Raw genomic sequence first — 17,004 nt, forward strand, 5'->3', positions numbered from 1 at the left:
TCAGCCCTTCAACGAATCGACTTCGCCGACATTGATCGTGCGGCGGGTACGGAACAGGGTCACCAGGATCGCCAGGCCGATGGCGGCTTCCGCGGCGGCGACGGTCAGGATGAAGAACACGAACAGCTGGCCGGACGGATCGCCCAGCTGACGCGAGAACGCGACGAAATTGACGTTCACCGACAGCAGCATCAGCTCGATCGACATCAGCAGGACGATGACGTTCTTCCGGTTGAGGAAGATGCCGGCCAGGCTGATGGCGAACAGCACCGCGCCCAGCGCAAGCATGTGGCCAAGGGTAATCACGGCTGGGTCTCCTCGCCGGCGGCCGGCTTGCTGTTGCTGTGCACGACCGGTGCCTCGGCGCCCATCTTGACCATGCGCAGGCGCTGGCCGGCCTTGACCATGGTCTGCTCGCCCGGGTTCTGGCTCTTCACGCCGGTACGGCGACGCAGGGTCAGCATCACGGCGGCAACCACGGCCACGGTCAGGATGACCGCAGCAAACTCGAACGGCAGCAGGTATTCGGTGAACAGCGTGCGGGCCAGCCAGGTGACGTTGGAGCTGTCGGCGGCGAGCGCAGCGGCGTTGTCGGCCGGGAACGGGGTGACCGCCCTGCCCTTCACGCCGATCAGGATCAGCATCTGCACCAGCATGGCCACGGCAACGATCAGGCCGACCGGCAGGTAGCGCACCCAACCCTCACGCATCTTGGTGGGGTCGATGTCCAGCATCATCACCACGAACAGGAACAGCACCATCACCGCGCCGACATACACCAGCACCAGTGCCACACCGAGGAACTCGGCGCCGACCAGCAGCCAGACGCAGGCGATGGAGAAGAAGGTCAGCACCAGGCAGAGCACGGCGTGAACCGGGTTGCGCACGCTGATCACCGCACCGGCCGAAACCGTTGCCGCGATGGCGAACACCCAGAAAGCGATATTTACCCAATCCATCTCTCGACCTCAGCGGTAAGCGGCATCGGCGGCGCGACGCTCGGCGATCTCGGACTCGAGACGGTCGCCCAGGGCCAGCAGCTGCGGCTTGGTAACGATGTTTTCGCCACGATTCTCGAAGTGGTACTCGAGGATGTGGGTTTCGACGATCGAGTCCACCGGGCAGCTTTCTTCACAGAAGCCGCAGAAGATGCACTTGAACAGGTCGATGTCGTAGCGGGTGGTACGGCGGGTGCCGTCTTCGCGCTTGGCCGAGTCGATGGTGATGGCCAATGCAGGGCACACCGCTTCGCACAGCTTGCAGGCGATGCAGCGCTCTTCACCGTTGGGGTAACGGCGCAGGGCGTGCAGGCCACGGAAGCGCGGCGACTGCGGGAACTTCTCCATCGGGTACATCATCGTGTACTTGGGCTTGAAGCTGTACTTCAGCGTCAGCCAAAGGCCGCCCAGCAGTTCGAGCAGCAGCAGGCTCTTGAAGTAATGGGTAATCCTGTTCATCACTTAGACGCCCTTTTGAATCACGCCGAAGAACACCATGACGGCGGTAACCGCGATCCACAGAATGGCCAGCGGGATGAAGACCTTCCAGCCCAGGCGCATGATCTGGTCATAGCGGAAGCGCGGGAAGCTGGCACGGAACCAGATGTAGGCACTGGCAAAGAAGAACACCTTGACGAACAGCCACGGTGCACCGCCCTTCCAGATCCAGTCGACCAGCGGCGAGACATCGCCGAAGTTGACCCAGCCCTGGATCGGGCTCAGCCAGCCACCAAGGAAGAAGATCGAGATCAGGAAGCTGATCAGGATCATGTTGGCGTACTCGGCCAGGAAGAACAGCGCGAAGGCACCGCCCGAGTACTCGACCATGTGACCGGCGACGATTTCCGATTCACCTTCCACCACGTCGAACGGCGCGCGGTTGGTTTCGGCAACGCCCGACACCCAGTAGATGACGAACAGCGGGAACAGCGGCAGCAGGAACCAGTCGAAGAAACCGGAATTGCCGGCCTGCGCCATCACGATGTTGCTCAGGTTCAGGCTGCCCGACGCGATCATCACGCCGACCAGGGCGAAGCCCATGGCGATTTCGTAGCTGATCATCTGCGCCGAGGCGCGCATCGCACCCAGGAACGCGTACTTCGAGTTCGATGCCCAACCGGCCAGGATGATGCCGTAGATGCCCAGCGAGGTCATCGCCAGCAGGTACAGCAGGCCGGCATTGGCGTTGGACAGCACGATCTGCGAATCGAAGGGGACCACCGACCAGGCCGCGAAGGCCGGGGCCAGGGTGATCAGCGGTGCCAGCAGGTAGATCGCCTTGTTGGCGCTGCTCGGCTGGACCACTTCCTTGAACAGCAGCTTGAAGACGTCGGCAAAGGCCTGGAAGATGCCCATGCCCACGTACATCGGGCCGTGGCGGACGTGCATCCAGCCGATCAGCTTGCGTTCCCAGACCACGTAGAAGGCCACCGAGATGATCACCGGAACGGTGATCACCAGGATCTTCAGGATGATCCAGATCAGCGCGCCGATGTCACCGAGGCCAAGCAGCCACTGGTGCAGCGGGTCGACCGCGTTCAACAGCAATTCGTTCATGCAGCCACCACCGTTACGCGAGCGGCACCCAGCGGCGCGGTCGCGCCGTGGCCCGATTCAATCCAGACCGAACCCGCAGCGACGCGGGCGTCGACCACCACCGGCAGGGTGGCCTTGCCGGCATCGGTGCCGACCTTGGCCATCTGCCCTTCCTGCAGCTGCAGGCGAACGGCATCTTCAGCGTTCAGCACGATGCGCGGGGCGTTGTTGAGCGGATGCGACTGCAGCGCCGGCGCACGACGGACCACCGCATCGGTGCGGTAGATCGCAGCGGTCGAAGCCACTTCCAGGCCTTCGCCGGCAACCACCGGCTGTGCCGAAGCGGCAACGGCGACCGACACCGGAGCCAGGCTGGCACGCAGGCCGGCCAGGTCGGTGAAGTCGAAACCGGCCAGCGCCATGTCGCCGCCCAGGGCGCGCAGCACGCGCCAGCCCTCACGGGCCTCGCCCGGCAGCTTGCCGCCGGCACGGGCCGACTGCTCGCGACCATCGAGGTTGGTCAGGGTGGCGTCGATTTCCGGCAGCGTACCGATCGGCAGGATCACGTCGGCAACATCACGGGTGGAGACGCAGGCGAACTGGCTGAAGGCCACCACCTGGGCACCGACCAGCGCCTTGCGCGCGGCAGGTGCATCGGCGAAGTCCAGGCCCGGCTCCAGGCCGTACACCACGTAGGCCTGGCGCGGCTGCGCCAGCATCGCGGCGACGTCCTTGCCGGCCGGCAGTACGCCGGCGCGGGTCAGGCCAACAGCGTTGGCGCCCTGCGGGATGCGGCACAGCTTGGCACCGGTGGCGGCAGCGAAGTCACGCGCGGCAGCGCGGATCGCGGCAGCCTGCGGGTGGTTCTCGGCGATGCCACCGACGATCAGCACGGTGTTGTTGCCGCCCTGCACGGCCGAACGCAGCTCTGCGTTGGCCAGCGCGTCGACGAACTTCGACGGTGCAACGATCTGCTTGCCGGCGATGCTGAAGGCGAAGTCGAAGTCCACCGGGTTGACGACGTGGATCTCCGCGCCGTTGGTGGTCTGCGCCTTGCGCAGGCGTGCGTGCAGCAGCGGCAGTTCGTGGCGGATGTTGCTGCCCAGAACGACGATGCGGTCGGCGCCTTCGATCTCGGCCAGCGGCAGGCCGAACACTTCGGCGGTGGCGGCGTCGGAGAAATCGCGGTTGTTGATGCGGTGGTCGATGTTGCTCGAGCCCAGGCCCTTGGCCAGGCGGGCCAGCAGCGCGCCTTCCTCGTTCGAGGTGGACGGATGCACCAGCACGCCCAGGTTGTCGCCCTGGTTGGCCTTGAGGATCTCGGCGGCCGCGGCCAGGCCTTCGGCCCAGCTCACTTCCTTCCACTCGCCATTGACCTTGCGCAGCGGCTTGACCGCACGGTCTTCGCTGTACAGGCCCTGGTGCGAGTAGCGATCACGGTCGGACAGCCAGCACTCGTTCACCGCTTCGTTGTCGCGCGGCACGGTGCGCAGCACTTCGCCGCGACGCACGTGCAGGAACAGGTTCGAACCCATCGCGTCGTGGTAGCCCAGCGATTCGCGCGCGGTCAGTTCCCACGGGCGGGCGCGGAACTGGAACACCTTGTTGGTCAGCGCACCGACCGGGCACACGTCGACGACGTTGCCCGACAGCTCGGTGGTCAGCGGCTTGCCGTCGAAGGTACCGATCTGCAGGTTCTCACCGCGGTACATGCCGCCCAGTTCGTAGGTACCGGCAACGTCGGCGGTGAAGCGGACGCAGCGGGTGCACTGGATGCAGCGGGTCATCTCGGTGGCGACCAGCGGGCCCATGTCCTCGTCCGGCACCACGCGCTTGCGCTCGTTGAAGCGGCTGACCGAACGGCCATAGCCCAGCGACACGTCCTGCAGCTCGCACTCGCCGCCCTGATCGCAGATCGGGCAGTCCAGCGGGTGGTTGATGAGCAGGAACTCCATCACCGAGCGCTGGAACTTCAGTGCCTTCTCGCTGCGGGTGGCGACCTTCATGCCATCCATCACCGGGGTGGCGCAGGCCGGCGCCGGCTTCGGCGACTTCTCCACGTCCACCAGGCACATGCGGCAGTTGGCGGCGATCGGCAGCTTCTCGTGGTAGCAGAAGCGCGGAATCGAAATGCCGGCCTTGTCGGCCGCCTGGATGATCATCGAACCCTTGGGCACGACCAGGGACTTGCCATCGATTTCGATGGTCACGTGATCCGGTGGCACGTTCGGGTTTACGGGTTGCGCGCTCATGCGGCGGCTGCCTCCACCTTCTTGCCGTCAACCATCGAATGACCGTTGACGATGTAGTACTCGAATTCGTCCCAGAACTGGCGCAGGAAGCCCTGGATGGGCCATGCAGCCGCTTCACCGAACGCACAGATGGTGTGGCCTTCGATCTGGCCTGCCACCGCCTTCAGCTGGTGCAGGTCTTCCATCGTGGCCTTGCCGGCGACGATGCGCTCCAGCACGCGGTGCATCCAGCCGGTACCTTCACGGCACGGGGTGCACTGGCCACAGGATTCCTTGTGGAAGAACTGGCTGATGCGGCAGGCGAACTTGACGCAGCACACGCTGTCGTCGAGCACCACGATCGCACCCGAACCCAGGCCGGAGCCCAGCGCACGGATGGTGTCGTAGTCCATCGGCAGGTCCTTCAGCTCGGCCGCGGTCAGCACCGGCATCGACACGCCGCCCGGGATCGCGCCCTTCAGGGTGCGGCCCGGACGCAGGCCACCGGCCATTTCCAGCAGATCGTGGAATTTGGTGCCCAGCGGCACTTCGAAGTTGCCGCCGTTCTGCACGCAGCCGGACACCGAGAAGCACTTCGGGCCGCCGTTGGCGGTCAGGCTCAGGCCCTTGAACCACTCCGGTCCGTTGCGGATGATCGCCGGCACCGAACCATAGGTTTCGGTGTTGTTGATCGTCGACGGCTTGCCGTACAGGCCAAAATTGGCCGGGAACGGCGGCTTGTAACGCGGCTGGCCCTTCTTGCCTTCCAGCGATTCCATCAGCGCGGTTTCCTCACCGCAGATGTACGCGCCGGCGCCCAGCGCGCCGTAGATGTCGATGTCCACGCCCGAGCCCATCACGTTCTTGCCCAGCCAGCCGTTCGCATAGGCGTCAGCCAGGGCCTGCTCGAAGTGCTCGAACGGCTCGTGGTGGAACTCACCGCGCAGGTAGTTGTAGCCCACGGTCGAACCGGTGGCGTAGCAGGCGATCGCCATGCCTTCCACCACCGAATGCGGGTTGTAGCGCAGGATGTCGCGATCCTTGCAGGTGCCCGGCTCGGATTCATCCGAGTTGCAGAGGATGTACTTCTGCATGTTGCCCTTGGGCATGAAGGACCACTTCAGGCCGGTCGGGAAGCCCGCGCCACCGCGGCCACGCAGGCCCGAGGCCTTGACCATCTCGATGACCTGCTCCGGCGGGATCTTCTCTTCGAGGATCTTGCGCAGGGCGGCGTAGCCACCGGTCTTCAGGTAGCTTTCGTACGACCACGGGGTGTCGTAATGCAGGGTGGTGTAGACCACCTGGTGCGGCAGCGGCGCGGGGCCGACCGGACCCTTGGATTCGTGGTGATGTGCCATGCCCTTACTCCAGCCCGTCCAGCAGCTCGTCGACCTTTTCCAGGGTCAGACGCTCATGGTAGTGACCGTTGATGACCATCATCGGCGCGCCACCGCAACCGGCCAGGCACTCTTCCTCGCGCTTGAGGTAGACGCGGCCGTCCGGGGTCGATTCACCGTGCTTGATGCCCAGCTTCTTCTCGCAATGGCGGACGATGTCCTCGGCGCCATTGAGCCAGCAGCTGATGTTGGTGCAGATGGCCACGTTGTTGCGGCCCACCTTCTCGGTCTCGAACATCGAGTAGAAGCTGGCGACCTCGTAGGCCCACACCGGCGGCAGATCAAGGTACTTGGCCACGCCGGCGATCAGCTCGTCGGTCAGCCAACCCTCGTTCTGCTCCTGGGCCGCATGCAGGCCCTGCAGCACGGCAGAGCGCTTGCGGTCCGGCGGGAACTTGGACAGCCAGTGATCGATGTGAGCGCGGGTCTTGTCGCTCAGCACCACCATCGGGTCGACGTCGCGCGCCGCCTCGAAATTACCTGTCGCCTTCATCGGCCGACCTCAGCGAAATGCATAACGTGAAATTCCAGAAACTGCGGCGCCGGCTTGCGCCGGCTGCCTGCAGCGGGCGTTGGCGTGGCGGACGGCATTACCGGTCAACCTCGCCGAACACCAGGTCGTAGGTACCGATCATCGCCACCACGTCGGCCAGCATGTGGCCGCGCACGATCGAATCGATCGAGGACAGGTGGGCGAAGCCCGGTGCGCGCAGGTGCACGCGGAACGGCTTGTTGGCGCCGTCGGAGACCAGATAGCAGCCGAACTCGCCCTTGGGCGCTTCCACTGCCGCATAGGTCTCGCCGGCCGGCACGCAATAGCCTTCACTGAACAGCTTGAAGTGATGGATCAGCGCTTCCATGTCGTCCTTCATGTCCTCGCGCTTGGGCGGAGCGACCTTGAAGTTCTTCACCATCACCGGGCCCGGGTTGGCCTTCAGCCACGCCACGCACTGCTTGATGATGCGGTTGGACTCGCGCATTTCGGCAACGCGGACCAGGTAGCGGTCGTAGCAGTCGCCTTCCTTGCCCAGCGGGATGTCGAAATCGACGGCATCGTACTTGGCGTATGGACGCTTCTTGCGCAGGTCCCAGGCAACGCCCGAGCCGCGCAGCATCACGCCGGTCATGCCCCACTGGTGGGCCAGTTCCGGAGTGACCACGCCGATGCCGACGGTACGCTGCTTCCAGATGCGGTTGTCGGTCAGCAGGGTTTCGTATTCGTCGATGCGCTTGGGGAACTCGACGGTGAAGTTCTCCAGGAAGTCGAGCAGCGAGCCTTCGCGCGAAGCATTGAGCTGCTTCAGCGCCTTGCCCTTGTGCCAGCGCGATTCCTTGTACTTCGGCATGTGGTCCGGCAGGTCGCGGTAGACACCGCCCGGACGGTAGTACGCCGCGTGCATGCGCGCGCCGGAGACCGCTTCATAGCAGTCCATCAGCTCTTCGCGCTCGCGGAAGGCGTACAGCATCACCGCCATCGCACCCAGATCGAGCGCATTGGAGCCAAGCCACATCAGGTGGTTGAGGATGCGGGTGATTTCGTCGTACATGGTGCGGATGTACTGCGCACGCTCCGGCGCCTCGATGCCCATCAGGGTCTCGATCGCGCGCACGTAGGCGTGCTCGTTGCACATCATCGACACGTAATCCAGGCGATCCATGTAGCCGATCGACTGGTTGAACGGCTTGGACTCGGCCAGCTTTTCGGTACCACGGTGCAGCAGACCCACGTGCGGGTCGGCGCGCATGATGGTTTCGCCGTCCATCTCCAGGATCAGGCGCAGCACACCGTGCGCGGCCGGATGCTGCGGGCCGAAGTTCATGGTGTAGTTGCGGATTTCCTGCCGGCTTTCGGCGGCGTTGCTGGCGAATGCTTCGCCGGCCTGGTGTACGTGGCTCACTTCACTGCCTCCTGCGCGCGCTCACCTTCTGCGGTCTGCAGACGGGCGTCGTCGCGGATCACGCGCGGCACGCCGACGCGCGGCTCCACCGAGGTGACCGGTTCGTAGATCACGCGCTTCTTTTCTTCGTCGTAGCGGACTTCGACATTACCGATCAGCGGGAAGTCCTTGCGGAACGGATGGCCGACGAAACCGTAGTCGGTCAGGATCCGGCGCAGGTCCGGGTGGCCTTCGAAGATCACGCCGTACAGGTCGAACGCTTCGCGCTCGAACCAGTTCAGGCCCGGCCAGATGCTGGTCAGCGAGGACACCACCGGCAGCGCTTCGTCAGGAGCGAAGCAGCGCAGGTGCATCATCAGGTTGTGCTGGTACGAACGCAGCTGGGCGACCACGGCGAAGCGCTGGGTCGGCATGTGCTGCGGGCGGGCACCGTCGGCGCCGTTTTCCTCGGTGGGGAACTCGCCCCACGCGAAGCGGCCCTGGGCCTTGCCTTCGACGCCACGGCTGAAGCCCTGCGAGGACACGTCGGCGGTGTCCCATTCGTCGGAGCCATAACCGAGGTAGTCGACGCCGCAGAGATCCACGGCCTGCTCGAAACCAAACTCGTCACGCAGCGCCAGGGCGGTGGCGTGCCACTCGGCGGCAGGCACTTCCAGCGTCACTTCGCCGCGGGGTTCGACCACGATGACCTTCGCACCTGCGAAACGTGCGGAGAGTCGGTCGATGAAGGATGCTTGCTCTGCCATGGGGGCTTGGCGCGCTCTTGTCAGGTGAAGGGGTCAGCGGGCGATGGTCTGTGTACGCCAGATCTTCTTCTGCAGCTGCAGGATCCCGTACACCAGCGCCTCGGCGGTCGGCGGGCAGCCCGGGACGTAGACGTCCACCGGCACCACGCGATCACAGCCGCGCACCACAGAATAGGAGTAGTGGTAATAGCCGCCACCGTTGGCGCAGCTACCCATCGAGATGACCCACTTCGGGTCCGGCATCTGGTCGTAGACCTTGCGCAGCGCCGGGGCCATCTTGTTGACCAGGGTACCGGCCACGATCATCACGTCGGACTGACGCGGCGACGGGCGGAACACCACGCCGTAGCGGTCAAGGTCCAGGCGCGCGGCGCCGGCGTGCATCATCTCGACCGCGCAGCAGGCCAGACCGAAGGTCATCGGCCACATCGAGCCGGTGCGCGCCCAGTTCAGCAGTGCATCGACGCTGGTGGTGACGAAGCCCTTTTCCAGCAGCGGGTTGTCGCCTTCCGGCCGCAGGATGTCATCAACCCGGCCTTCCGGCGTGGGGTTGTTCATGAGGCCATCGAGAGTCTGAATCACTCCCATTCCAGCGCTCCCTTCTTCCAGACGTAAATGAAACCGAGGAACAGCATGCCGACGAACAGGCCCATGGTGATGAGCGAACGGGCACCCAGCTCCATGAAGACCTGGGTCCACGGCACGATGAAGATGATTTCCAGGTCGAAGACGATGAACTGGATCGCGATCAGGTAGTAGCGCACGTCGAACTTCATGCGCGCGTCTTCGAAGGCTTCGAAGCCGCACTCGTACGGCGACAGCTTTTCCAGATCGGGGCGGCGGGGACCGAGGAATCGACCAACCAGCATCAGCGTAATGCCGATACCGGTGGCAACGATCAGAAACAGCAGAGACGGCAAATATTCGGCCAGCACAGCGATTCTCTCTTGCCTCTGCCGCTACGCCTGCAGGCGCTTTGGCATGGGGGAGTGGACGGGAATCTGCCTGGCGCCTTGCGCGCCAGACGAACCCGCTTTACTTACAAATGGTGCCCAAGAGGGGACTCGAACCCCTACGACTTGCGTCGCTACCACCTCAAGGTAGTGCGTCTACCAATTCCGCCACCTGGGCAAACGATCACATCAGACTATCTTCCCGATGCGCCGCGTATTGTAACCGGCTTCAGTCTTTCTGGGAGCCTTCCGAAGGCTTTTCTTCACCAGAAACCGAAGATTCCGCCTGAGCCGGCACATTCGCGGCCGGAACCGGGGCGGCCGGGACCGCATCGGCCTTCGGAACGGCCGGCAGCTCGCCCGCCGGAGCCGCCGGAGCGACGGCCGCCGGAGCGGACATCAGACCCAGATCCTGGTCGGCCGCCGGGCGGCTGCCATGACCGGCATACCAGGCCATGAAGAGGCTGATGCCGAAGAACACGACAGCCAGCCACTTGGTCGACTTGGACAGGAAGTTCGAGGCGCCACGCGCACCGAACACCGTACCCGAGGCACCGGCACCAAAGCCCGAACCCGCCGCCGCACCCGAACCACGCTGCATCAGGATCAGCGCGATCATGGCCACAGCGACCAGTACGTAGACGACATTGAGGATCAACATCAGCATTGGAAACCGCCCTCGGACAAAACTTCTAGGATTAGTTCGCGGCCGCCGCCCTTGCGATGGCCAGGAAGTCCGCGGCCACCAGGGAGGCGCCGCCGACCAGCCCACCATCGACATCCGGCTGCGCGAACAGTTCCCCGGCATTGTCGGGCTTCACGCTACCGCCGTAAACAATGGGCAGTGAATCAGCGATTCTAGCATCGATACGCGCGACTTCGCCACGGATGAACGCGTGCACCTGCTGCGCCTGCTCCTTGGTAGCGGTGCGGCCGGTACCGATGGCCCAGACCGGCTCGTAGGCGACCACGGCCTTGGCGAAACCGGCCGCGCCGACCAGCTCCAGCACCGGCGCCAGCTGGCTGGCGATGACCGTTTCGGTCTGCCCGGCCTCACGCTGCTCCAGGGTCTCGCCTACGCACAGCACCGGCACCAGGCCGGCGTGCTGGGCGGCGGCGAACTTGCGCGCGACCAGTTCGCTGCTTTCATGGTGGTACTGGCGACGCTCGGAGTGGCCGACCAGGCCATAGCGGGCCCCGACCTCGACCAGCATGGCCGCGCAGACTTCGCCGGTGTAGGCGCCCTTCTCGTTGCTGCTCACGTCCTGTGCGCCAAAGGCCAGGCCGGTCTCACCGAAGTCCTCGACCAGCTCCCCCAGGTAGGGCAGCGGCGGCAGGATCACCACATCCACCCCCTGCAGCGGCAGCCCGGCGGCCACCTGCCCCAGCAGTTCATTGGCGAATTGACGGCTGCCATGCAGCTTCCAGTTTCCGGCGACGATCTTGCGGCGCATGAGCGGTGGCTCCTGTGTGAAGTCAGCCGGTCATGATACCCGTTACGGCAAAAATCCGTTTCCGTGTAAGCGGTTACATGGATTTTCAGCCAACGGCGCGGCCCCTCGTGGCGGGGGTTGGGTTGGTCGCGGAGAGCCCGGCTAGATCTGGGGTTTGGCCGGGCGGGTGGGACTGCGCAGGGGGCGCTGCAAGTACGTCCATGTAAGCTCGATCGCCGCATCCATGCGGCTCACGCCCCTGCGCAGCCCCACCCGCCCGGCCTTTGACACATTCCGGCGGCTCTGCCCGCCACGGAAAGAAAAAAGAAGAGCAAGAGCAAAGGCAAAAGCTGCATTCCGGGTGGCTGCCGGCTGGACCACCCCCCTTACCCACTTCGATCTGACAGATCTCATCCACGCATGGCGTGGATCTACCGTGTCGACCAAGGTCGACACCTACCCACCGTCACCGGGAGACTGTCGAAGGCGGGGCGGTGTGGGTTGGCAGGACCGTTGGCGCCATGGATGGCGCCATCGAGCCCCCAGGGACGGGTTCACGGTGTGTCCAGCCAACCCACACCGCCCCGCCCAACACGCAGAAACCCAGAGTCGATTTGGCTTTGGGCCTTGGCTTTGGCTTCGGCCTCTGCGGGTGCAGGGTGCAACCCTGCAAAGAAGAAGGCCGCCTTTCGGCGGCCTCACTTCTCTTTACTTCAGCTTGATCTCGCGCAGGCGTTCCTCGAGGAAGCCGTGGGCGGTGATCGCCTCCGGGTACCGGCTCGGGTTCTCCGGGGTGATGCAGGACGGCAGCACGTCGATCAGGTAGTCGGGGTTCGGGTGCAGGAAGAACGGCACCGAGTAACGCGGCTGGCGCGCCAGCTCACCCGGGGGATTGACCACGCGGTGGATCGTGGACGGATACACGTGGTTGGTCAGGCGCTGCAGCATGTCGCCGATGTTGACCACGATGGTGTCCGCGTCCGAGGTGAACGGCACCCACTCGCCCTCATGCGACTGCACTTCCAGGCCCGCGGCGCTGGCACCGACCAGCAGGGTGATGAAGTTGATGTCGCCATGGGCACCGGCACGCACGTTCGGGATGTCGTCGGTGGTGATCGGCGGGTAGTGGATCGGGCGCAGGATCGAATTGCCGAAGTTGGTCTTGTCGGCGAAGAAGTCTTCCGGCAGGCCGATGTGCAGGGCCAGCGCCGACAGCACGCGCGAACCCAGGTTGTCCAGCGCCTGGTACAGGCCGTAACCGCGCTCACGGAAGCCCTCGACCTCGGTCGGCCACAGGTTCGGCGCCATCACGTCACGGTACTTGGAGTCGTCGGCGATTTCACGACCGATGTGCCAGAACTCCTTCAGGTCGAAGTGCTTGGAACCCTTGGCGGTTTCCACCCCGAACGGGGTATAGCCGCGGGCGCCGCCACTGCCGGCCACGTGGTACTTGCGCTTGACCTCCTCCGGCAGGGCGAAGAAGGCCTTGAAGGCATCGTAGGCCGCGTCGATGTCGGCCTGCGGGATGCCGTGGTTGCGGATGCCCGCGAATCCCCATTGGCGGTAGGCCGCGCCCAGCTCGGCCACGAAGGCCTCGCGGTCGCTGTCGAAACGGGTGATGTCGAGGGTGGGGATCTGGCTCACAGCGGTTCCTGGCTTGTCGTTGGGTCTGGGAGGGCCAGCGCATTCATGGCCCACCTGAACATTGTGACAGATCGCCCCGGGGACGCCACTCGATACGAAGAAACAAACCGATACAATGCGCAACCCACGCGCGGATTAACGATTCCGTCACAACCGGGACTCCCGCCCTGTTCCACCTGCCGCCTCCGTCCTTCATGCGCCCTGCTGCTCCTTCTGCCGCCACCTCCCTGCCCTCCGGCCCGGCACGCCATTGGCAACGACTGGCCTGGTGGTCGCTTTTCGTGGCCGGCAACGCATTGCTGGCCATGGCGATCACGCTCGGCAACGTGCCGCTGGCCGACAACCCTGGTGGCAGCGTGGGCCTGGCCTATCTGGCCGTCGCCCTGCCCGGCCACCTGCTGGCCTTCGGCGCCCTTGCCGGCCTGCTGCCGCTGCTGCTGGGCCTGTGGCCGCGCAGCGCACGCACGCTGAGCATCAGCGCCGTGCTGCTGCAGGGCCTGTGGCTGTGCCTGTTGCTGGTTGATGCAAAGGTTTTCACTCTGTATCGGTTCCACCTCAATGCCATGGTCGTGAACATGGTGTTCGGCGGTGCGCTGCAGGACCAGGTCGCGTTGTCGTGGAAAACCTGGCTGCAGGCTGGACTGCTGGTGGCCGCCATCTTCGCTGCCGAAGGCTTGTTGGCCTGGGCCTGCTGGAAGCTGCTGCCTGCTCTGCCGCGCCGCCGCCGGGTCCTGCAGGCCTGGGCCGTGGTTGCACTGCTGATGGCCGGCGGCCAGGTCGCCACGGCCTACTACGATGCCCGTGGCGACCGCGACGTCATCGCGCAGTGGAACTACCTGCCCTGGGCACAGCCGATCACCGCCAAGAGCTTCATGCGCAGGCTCGGGGTCGTCAGCGAACAGCAGGCCGGCCTGCCTGACCCACGCCATGCGCAGCTGCTGTATCCGCTGCAGCCCCTGCGCTGCCAGAACCCACACCGGCCGAACGTGCTGATGGTGGTGCTGGAGTCGCTGCGCCAGGACGCCATGACCCCCGAGTTGATGCCCAACACGACGGCACTGGCCCGGACCGCACGCGTGTACGACCAGCATTTCAGCACCGGCAATGCCACCCGCTACGGCCTGTTCGGCCTGCTCTACGGCCTGCCCGGCGGCTACTGGCAGAGCATGCTGGACGAACAGCGCGGCTCGCAGCTGTTCCAGGTGCTGGGCCAGCAGGGCTACGACCTGCACCTGTACGGCAGTGCACCGCTGTACAGTCCGGAGTTCGATCGCACGGCCTTCGCCGACGTGCGCGACCAGCTGCACCAGGGCCCCTCCGCCCTGACGCCCGACAAGCGTGACGCAGCCATCGTCGCCGCACTGCAGACCGGCATCCGCACCAGCCAGGCCGCGCAGCACCCGTGGTTCGGCTTCGTGTTCCTCGACTCCACCCACGCCGGCTACCACCTGCCCACCGGCTACCCGCCGGTGGCCACACCGATGGCCAAGGAGATCGACTTCCTGTCCTTTGGACCGGACCACGACCCGACGCCGGAGCTCAACCGCTACCACACCGCCGTGCACTACGCCGACAGCCTGATCGGCTCGCTGCTGGACGACCTTCGCGCGCAAGGCCTGGCCGACGACACCATCGTGCTGGTCACCGGTGACCATGCCGAAGAGTTCAACGACCTCAAGCTGAACTACTGGGGCCACAACGGCAACTTCTCCGACTACCAGCTGCAGGTGCCGTTTGTGCTGCACTGGCCCGGCCAGGCCAGCGGCCATGAGACGCGCACCAGTTCGCATGAGGACTGGGTGCCTACGTTGATGCGCCACGCACTGGGCTGCGAGAACGCATTGAGCGACTTCAGTACTGGCCAGGACCTGCTGGCGGCACCCACCACCAGCAAACGTGCGCTGGTGGTGGAGAGCTGGTCGCAGCGCGCGGTACGCCATGGCGATGCCATCTACGTGTTCGACAAGTTCGGCAACGCCACCGCGCTCGACCGGCACTACCGCCCGCTGCCGCAGCAGGCTCCGGACGCCGCCGCCATCCGCTCCGCATGGGAAGCGCTGACCCGCTTCCGCAACCGCTGATTTTCAAGGGCCGATCCTGCATGAACCGTCCGCTGCGCATCCTACATACCGAAGCCGCCAAGGGAATGGGCGGGCAGGAGATCTACATCTTCCGGCACATGCAGGTGATGCGCGCGCGTGGCCATGAGGTGTCGTTGCTGTGCCAGCCCGATGCGCGCCTGGCCACACTGGCACGCGACGACGGCTTCACCGTGCATACGCTGCGCATGGGAGGCCTGGCGCGCCTGCTGCGTGGCGTGTGGTGGGTATCGCGACTGGTGCGCCGCGAACATTACGACGTGGTCAACACCACCAGCCGCCGCGATGCACTGATCGCCGCCGCCGGTGCACGCCTGGGCGGCACGCCGCTGGTGGTGCGCTCGCGCCATCTGATGAGCCCGGTCAATTCGCTGCTGACCTATACCGGGCTTCCACACCGGGTATTGACCGTCAGCAGCTTCGTCAAGCAGCTGCTGGCCGACCGCGGCATTCCGACCGAGCGCATCGGCATCGTGCCGCCGATCGCAGTTCCGCCGCGCTGGAGCGAGATCCGCAAGGCCGATCCCTGGCAGTGCCTGCAGGAGGTGCGCGCGCAAGTACGTGCCGAGCTCGGCTTCGGTGAACAGGACATCGTGGTCGGCTGCGTGGCGGTGCTGCGCGAGCCCAAGGGCCATGTCGACCTGATGCAGGCGATGGTGCCGCTGTGCAAGGCCAACCCGAACCTGCACCTGGTGATCGTCGGCGATGGCCAGGCCGTGACGGAACGACTGCAGGCGATGTGCGCCGAGCACGGGCTGCAGCGCCAGGTGCACCTGCTCGGCTACCGCGATGGAGCCTGCCGGCTGATGGCCGGCTTCGACATCTTCGCACTGGCCTCGCACAAGGAAGCAGCCGGCACCGTGTTCCTGGAAGCGGCTTACGTGGGCGTACCGATCGTAGCCACGCGAGTGGGTGGCGTGCCGGAGATGGTGGTCGATGGCAGCAATGCGATCCTCACCCGTTTGGGTGACAATGCCGCCCTGACAGGTGCATTGCGCCTGCTGGTGGACGACCCGGAACGGCGGCGGCAGATGGGACGCGCTGGCTGGGACTGGATGCACGGCGCACATCGCTTCACGCCGGACGGCCACGGTGAAGCCACCGAACATTACTACCACCAGTGGCTGAAGGAGCTGGGACATGGCTGATGCGCGAACCGTTCCGGTGCTGATGCACCACCATGTCAGCCCCTCGCCGGGCATGATCACCGTGTCGCCGGAAAACTTCGAAAGCCAGATCGCGTGGCTGGCAGGCAATGGCTGGACCTCACTGACGCTGGACCAGTACGCAGGCTTCCTGGCCGGCAAGCCGGTGCCGCGCAGGTCGATCGTCATCACCTTCGACGATGGCTACCTCGACAACTGGGTGTATGCCCATCCGATCCTGCAGAAGTACGGCATGCATGCGGTGGTGTTCGTGGTCACCGGCTGGATGGGCGAAGGCCCGGAACGTCCGCACGCCGGCATTGCCGGGGCGACGCTGCCGCCGACGCCGGACCATCGTGGCTGCGAAGCGGCGATCTACGAGCAGGACCGCAGTGACGATGTGATGATGCGCTGGAGCGAAGCACGTGCGGCCATCGCCGCCGGCACCTTCGAAGTGCATTGCCACACCCATACCCATACCCGCTGGCTGCGCCGCGACGATCTGGACCGTGCGCAGCGCCGCGCAGGCCTCAGCCGGGATCTGGCGATCTCGCGCGAAGTCCTGCAGGACAAGCTCGGCGACGTGTCCGATACGCTGTGCTGGCCGTACGGTGATTTCGACCAGGATCACATCGAAGTGGCGCGCGAGCAGGGCTTCCGCTACCTGCACACCACCCACCCGTTCGGCCGCAACGTGATCGGCGGCGACCCGGAACGCATCTACCGTTTCGCGATCCGCAACCGGCCGGCCAACTGGCTGCGCAAGCGCATCCGCCTGAGTTACAACCCGCTGATCGCGCCGCTGTTCAATGGGTTCAAGGCACGCCAGAAAAAGATGGTGCCGGGGCCGTAGGCGCGACACAGCCCTGCCCGCAAAAAGAAAACGCCCCGGAATTCCGGGGCGTTTTTCCTGTACCGACGGGC

17 protein-coding genes and 1 tRNA gene are annotated in these 17,004 nt (G+C 65.2%); 3 read left to right on the plus strand and 15 right to left on the minus strand.

What is annotated here, in order from left to right; all coding sequences use genetic code 11:
* The 15 genes from nuoK to ACW5IY_RS15540 form a co-directional block, all read right to left on the minus strand.
* Entirely contained in the window at positions 1–306 is a 306-nt protein-coding gene (gene nuoK / locus ACW5IY_RS15470) for an NADH-quinone oxidoreductase subunit NuoK (RefSeq protein ID WP_006381125.1), read from the minus strand.
* The gene (locus ACW5IY_RS15475) at positions 303–959 is read right to left on the minus strand and encodes an NADH-quinone oxidoreductase subunit J (protein WP_049437083.1); all 657 of its coding nucleotides are present in this window, start codon (positions 957–959) and stop codon (positions 303–305) included. Before ACW5IY_RS15475 ends, nuoK begins: the two co-directional genes overlap by 4 nt.
* Before the next feature lie 9 nt (positions 960–968).
* Entirely contained in the window at positions 969–1,457 is a 489-nt protein-coding gene (gene nuoI, locus ACW5IY_RS15480; RefSeq protein WP_006381128.1) for an NADH-quinone oxidoreductase subunit NuoI, read from the minus strand.
* A gap of 3 nt (positions 1,458–1,460) precedes the next feature.
* The gene (gene nuoH, locus ACW5IY_RS15485) at positions 1,461–2,555 is read right to left on the minus strand and encodes an NADH-quinone oxidoreductase subunit NuoH (RefSeq protein WP_006381129.1); all 1,095 of its coding nucleotides are present in this window, start codon (positions 2,553–2,555) and stop codon (positions 1,461–1,463) included.
* Positions 2,552–4,786, minus strand: a complete 2,235-nt coding sequence (nuoG, locus tag ACW5IY_RS15490; RefSeq protein ID WP_049437080.1) for an NADH-quinone oxidoreductase subunit NuoG — start codon at positions 4,784–4,786, stop codon at positions 2,552–2,554. Before nuoG ends, nuoH begins: the two co-directional genes overlap by 4 nt.
* Complete coding sequence (gene nuoF / locus ACW5IY_RS15495; RefSeq protein ID WP_005410459.1) at positions 4,783–6,123, minus strand: NADH-quinone oxidoreductase subunit NuoF; 1,341 nt, start codon at positions 6,121–6,123, stop codon at positions 4,783–4,785. The genes nuoG and nuoF overlap by 4 nt, the downstream gene beginning before the upstream one ends.
* Positions 6,124–6,127: 4 nt before the next feature.
* Positions 6,128–6,655, minus strand: a complete 528-nt coding sequence (gene nuoE, locus ACW5IY_RS15500) for an NADH-quinone oxidoreductase subunit NuoE (RefSeq protein WP_006381132.1) — start codon at positions 6,653–6,655, stop codon at positions 6,128–6,130.
* Between the two features lie 97 nt (positions 6,656–6,752).
* Complete coding sequence (locus ACW5IY_RS15505; protein WP_032957439.1) at positions 6,753–8,060, minus strand: NADH-quinone oxidoreductase subunit D; 1,308 nt, start codon at positions 8,058–8,060, stop codon at positions 6,753–6,755.
* A complete protein-coding gene (locus ACW5IY_RS15510; protein WP_010486428.1) occupies positions 8,057–8,806 on the minus strand; it encodes an NADH-quinone oxidoreductase subunit C in 750 nt (249 codons plus the stop codon). The genes ACW5IY_RS15505 and ACW5IY_RS15510 overlap by 4 nt, the downstream gene beginning before the upstream one ends.
* 33 nt (positions 8,807–8,839) lie before the next feature.
* On the minus strand, positions 8,840–9,394 hold the full coding sequence (locus ACW5IY_RS15515; RefSeq protein WP_005410463.1) for a NuoB/complex I 20 kDa subunit family protein: 555 nt from the start codon (positions 9,392–9,394) through the stop codon (positions 8,840–8,842).
* A complete protein-coding gene (locus ACW5IY_RS15520) occupies positions 9,385–9,741 on the minus strand; it encodes an NADH-quinone oxidoreductase subunit A (RefSeq protein WP_008265012.1) in 357 nt (118 codons plus the stop codon). Before ACW5IY_RS15520 ends, ACW5IY_RS15515 begins: the two co-directional genes overlap by 10 nt.
* A gap of 111 nt (positions 9,742–9,852) precedes the next feature.
* Positions 9,853–9,937: transfer RNA gene (locus ACW5IY_RS15525), tRNA-Leu, on the minus strand.
* Positions 9,938–9,988: 51 nt separating this feature from the next.
* Positions 9,989–10,426: a preprotein translocase subunit SecG gene (secG, locus tag ACW5IY_RS15530; RefSeq protein ID WP_010486424.1), complete on the minus strand. Its 438-nt coding sequence runs from the start codon at positions 10,424–10,426 to the stop codon at positions 9,989–9,991.
* A gap of 31 nt (positions 10,427–10,457) precedes the next feature.
* On the minus strand, positions 10,458–11,213 hold the full coding sequence (gene tpiA, locus ACW5IY_RS15535; RefSeq protein ID WP_049437078.1) for a triose-phosphate isomerase: 756 nt from the start codon (positions 11,211–11,213) through the stop codon (positions 10,458–10,460).
* Positions 11,214–11,900: 687 nt separating this feature from the next.
* Complete coding sequence (locus ACW5IY_RS15540; protein ID WP_032128257.1) at positions 11,901–12,836, minus strand: isopenicillin N synthase family dioxygenase; 936 nt, start codon at positions 12,834–12,836, stop codon at positions 11,901–11,903.
* Positions 12,837–13,030: 194 nt separating this feature from the next.
* On the opposite strand from ACW5IY_RS15540, the gene ACW5IY_RS15545 reads away from it, so the two are divergent.
* Genes ACW5IY_RS15545 through ACW5IY_RS15555 form a run of 3 tightly spaced genes read left to right on the plus strand, consistent with a single transcriptional unit; the run spans position 13,031 to position 16,933 of the window.
* Positions 13,031–14,917: a DUF3413 domain-containing protein gene (locus tag ACW5IY_RS15545; RefSeq protein ID WP_049436781.1), complete on the plus strand. Its 1,887-nt coding sequence runs from the start codon at positions 13,031–13,033 to the stop codon at positions 14,915–14,917.
* A gap of 20 nt (positions 14,918–14,937) precedes the next feature.
* Entirely contained in the window at positions 14,938–16,083 is a 1,146-nt protein-coding gene (locus tag ACW5IY_RS15550; RefSeq protein ID WP_049436782.1) for a glycosyltransferase family 4 protein, read from the plus strand.
* The gene (locus tag ACW5IY_RS15555) at positions 16,076–16,933 is read left to right on the plus strand and encodes a polysaccharide deacetylase family protein (RefSeq protein ID WP_010483075.1); all 858 of its coding nucleotides are present in this window, start codon (positions 16,076–16,078) and stop codon (positions 16,931–16,933) included. Before ACW5IY_RS15550 ends, ACW5IY_RS15555 begins: the two co-directional genes overlap by 8 nt.
* The last annotated feature ends 71 nt before the right edge of the window (positions 16,934–17,004 follow it).

This window comes from Stenotrophomonas sp. C-A (genome assembly GCF_054030835.1).

Bases quoted from the DNA above. Each gene is read 5' to 3' on its own strand.
- ACW5IY_RS15545 (WP_049436781.1), top strand. From the start codon at position 13,031: ATGCGCCCTGCTGCTCCTTCTGCCGCCACCTCCCTGCCCTCCGGCCCG.
- secG (WP_010486424.1), bottom strand. From the start codon at position 10,426: ATGCTGATGTTGATCCTCAATGTCGTCTACGTACTGGTCGCTGTGGCC.
- nuoH (WP_006381129.1), bottom strand. From the start codon at position 2,555: ATGAACGAATTGCTGTTGAACGCGGTCGACCCGCTGCACCAGTGGCTG.
- nuoG (WP_049437080.1), bottom strand. From the start codon at position 4,786: ATGAGCGCGCAACCCGTAAACCCGAACGTGCCACCGGATCACGTGACC.
- nuoI (WP_006381128.1), bottom strand. From the start codon at position 1,457: ATGAACAGGATTACCCATTACTTCAAGAGCCTGCTGCTGCTCGAACTG.
- ACW5IY_RS15510 (WP_010486428.1), bottom strand. From the start codon at position 8,806: ATGGCAGAGCAAGCATCCTTCATCGACCGACTCTCCGCACGTTTCGCA.
- tpiA (WP_049437078.1), bottom strand. From the start codon at position 11,213: ATGCGCCGCAAGATCGTCGCCGGAAACTGGAAGCTGCATGGCAGCCGT.
- ACW5IY_RS15515 (WP_005410463.1), bottom strand. From the start codon at position 9,394: ATGGGAGTGATTCAGACTCTCGATGGCCTCATGAACAACCCCACGCCG.
- ACW5IY_RS15550 (WP_049436782.1), top strand. From the start codon at position 14,938: ATGAACCGTCCGCTGCGCATCCTACATACCGAAGCCGCCAAGGGAATG.
- ACW5IY_RS15475 (WP_049437083.1), bottom strand. From the start codon at position 959: ATGGATTGGGTAAATATCGCTTTCTGGGTGTTCGCCATCGCGGCAACG.
- nuoE (WP_006381132.1), bottom strand. From the start codon at position 6,655: ATGAAGGCGACAGGTAATTTCGAGGCGGCGCGCGACGTCGACCCGATG.
- nuoF (WP_005410459.1), bottom strand. From the start codon at position 6,123: ATGGCACATCACCACGAATCCAAGGGTCCGGTCGGCCCCGCGCCGCTG.
- ACW5IY_RS15555 (WP_010483075.1), top strand. From the start codon at position 16,076: ATGGCTGATGCGCGAACCGTTCCGGTGCTGATGCACCACCATGTCAGC.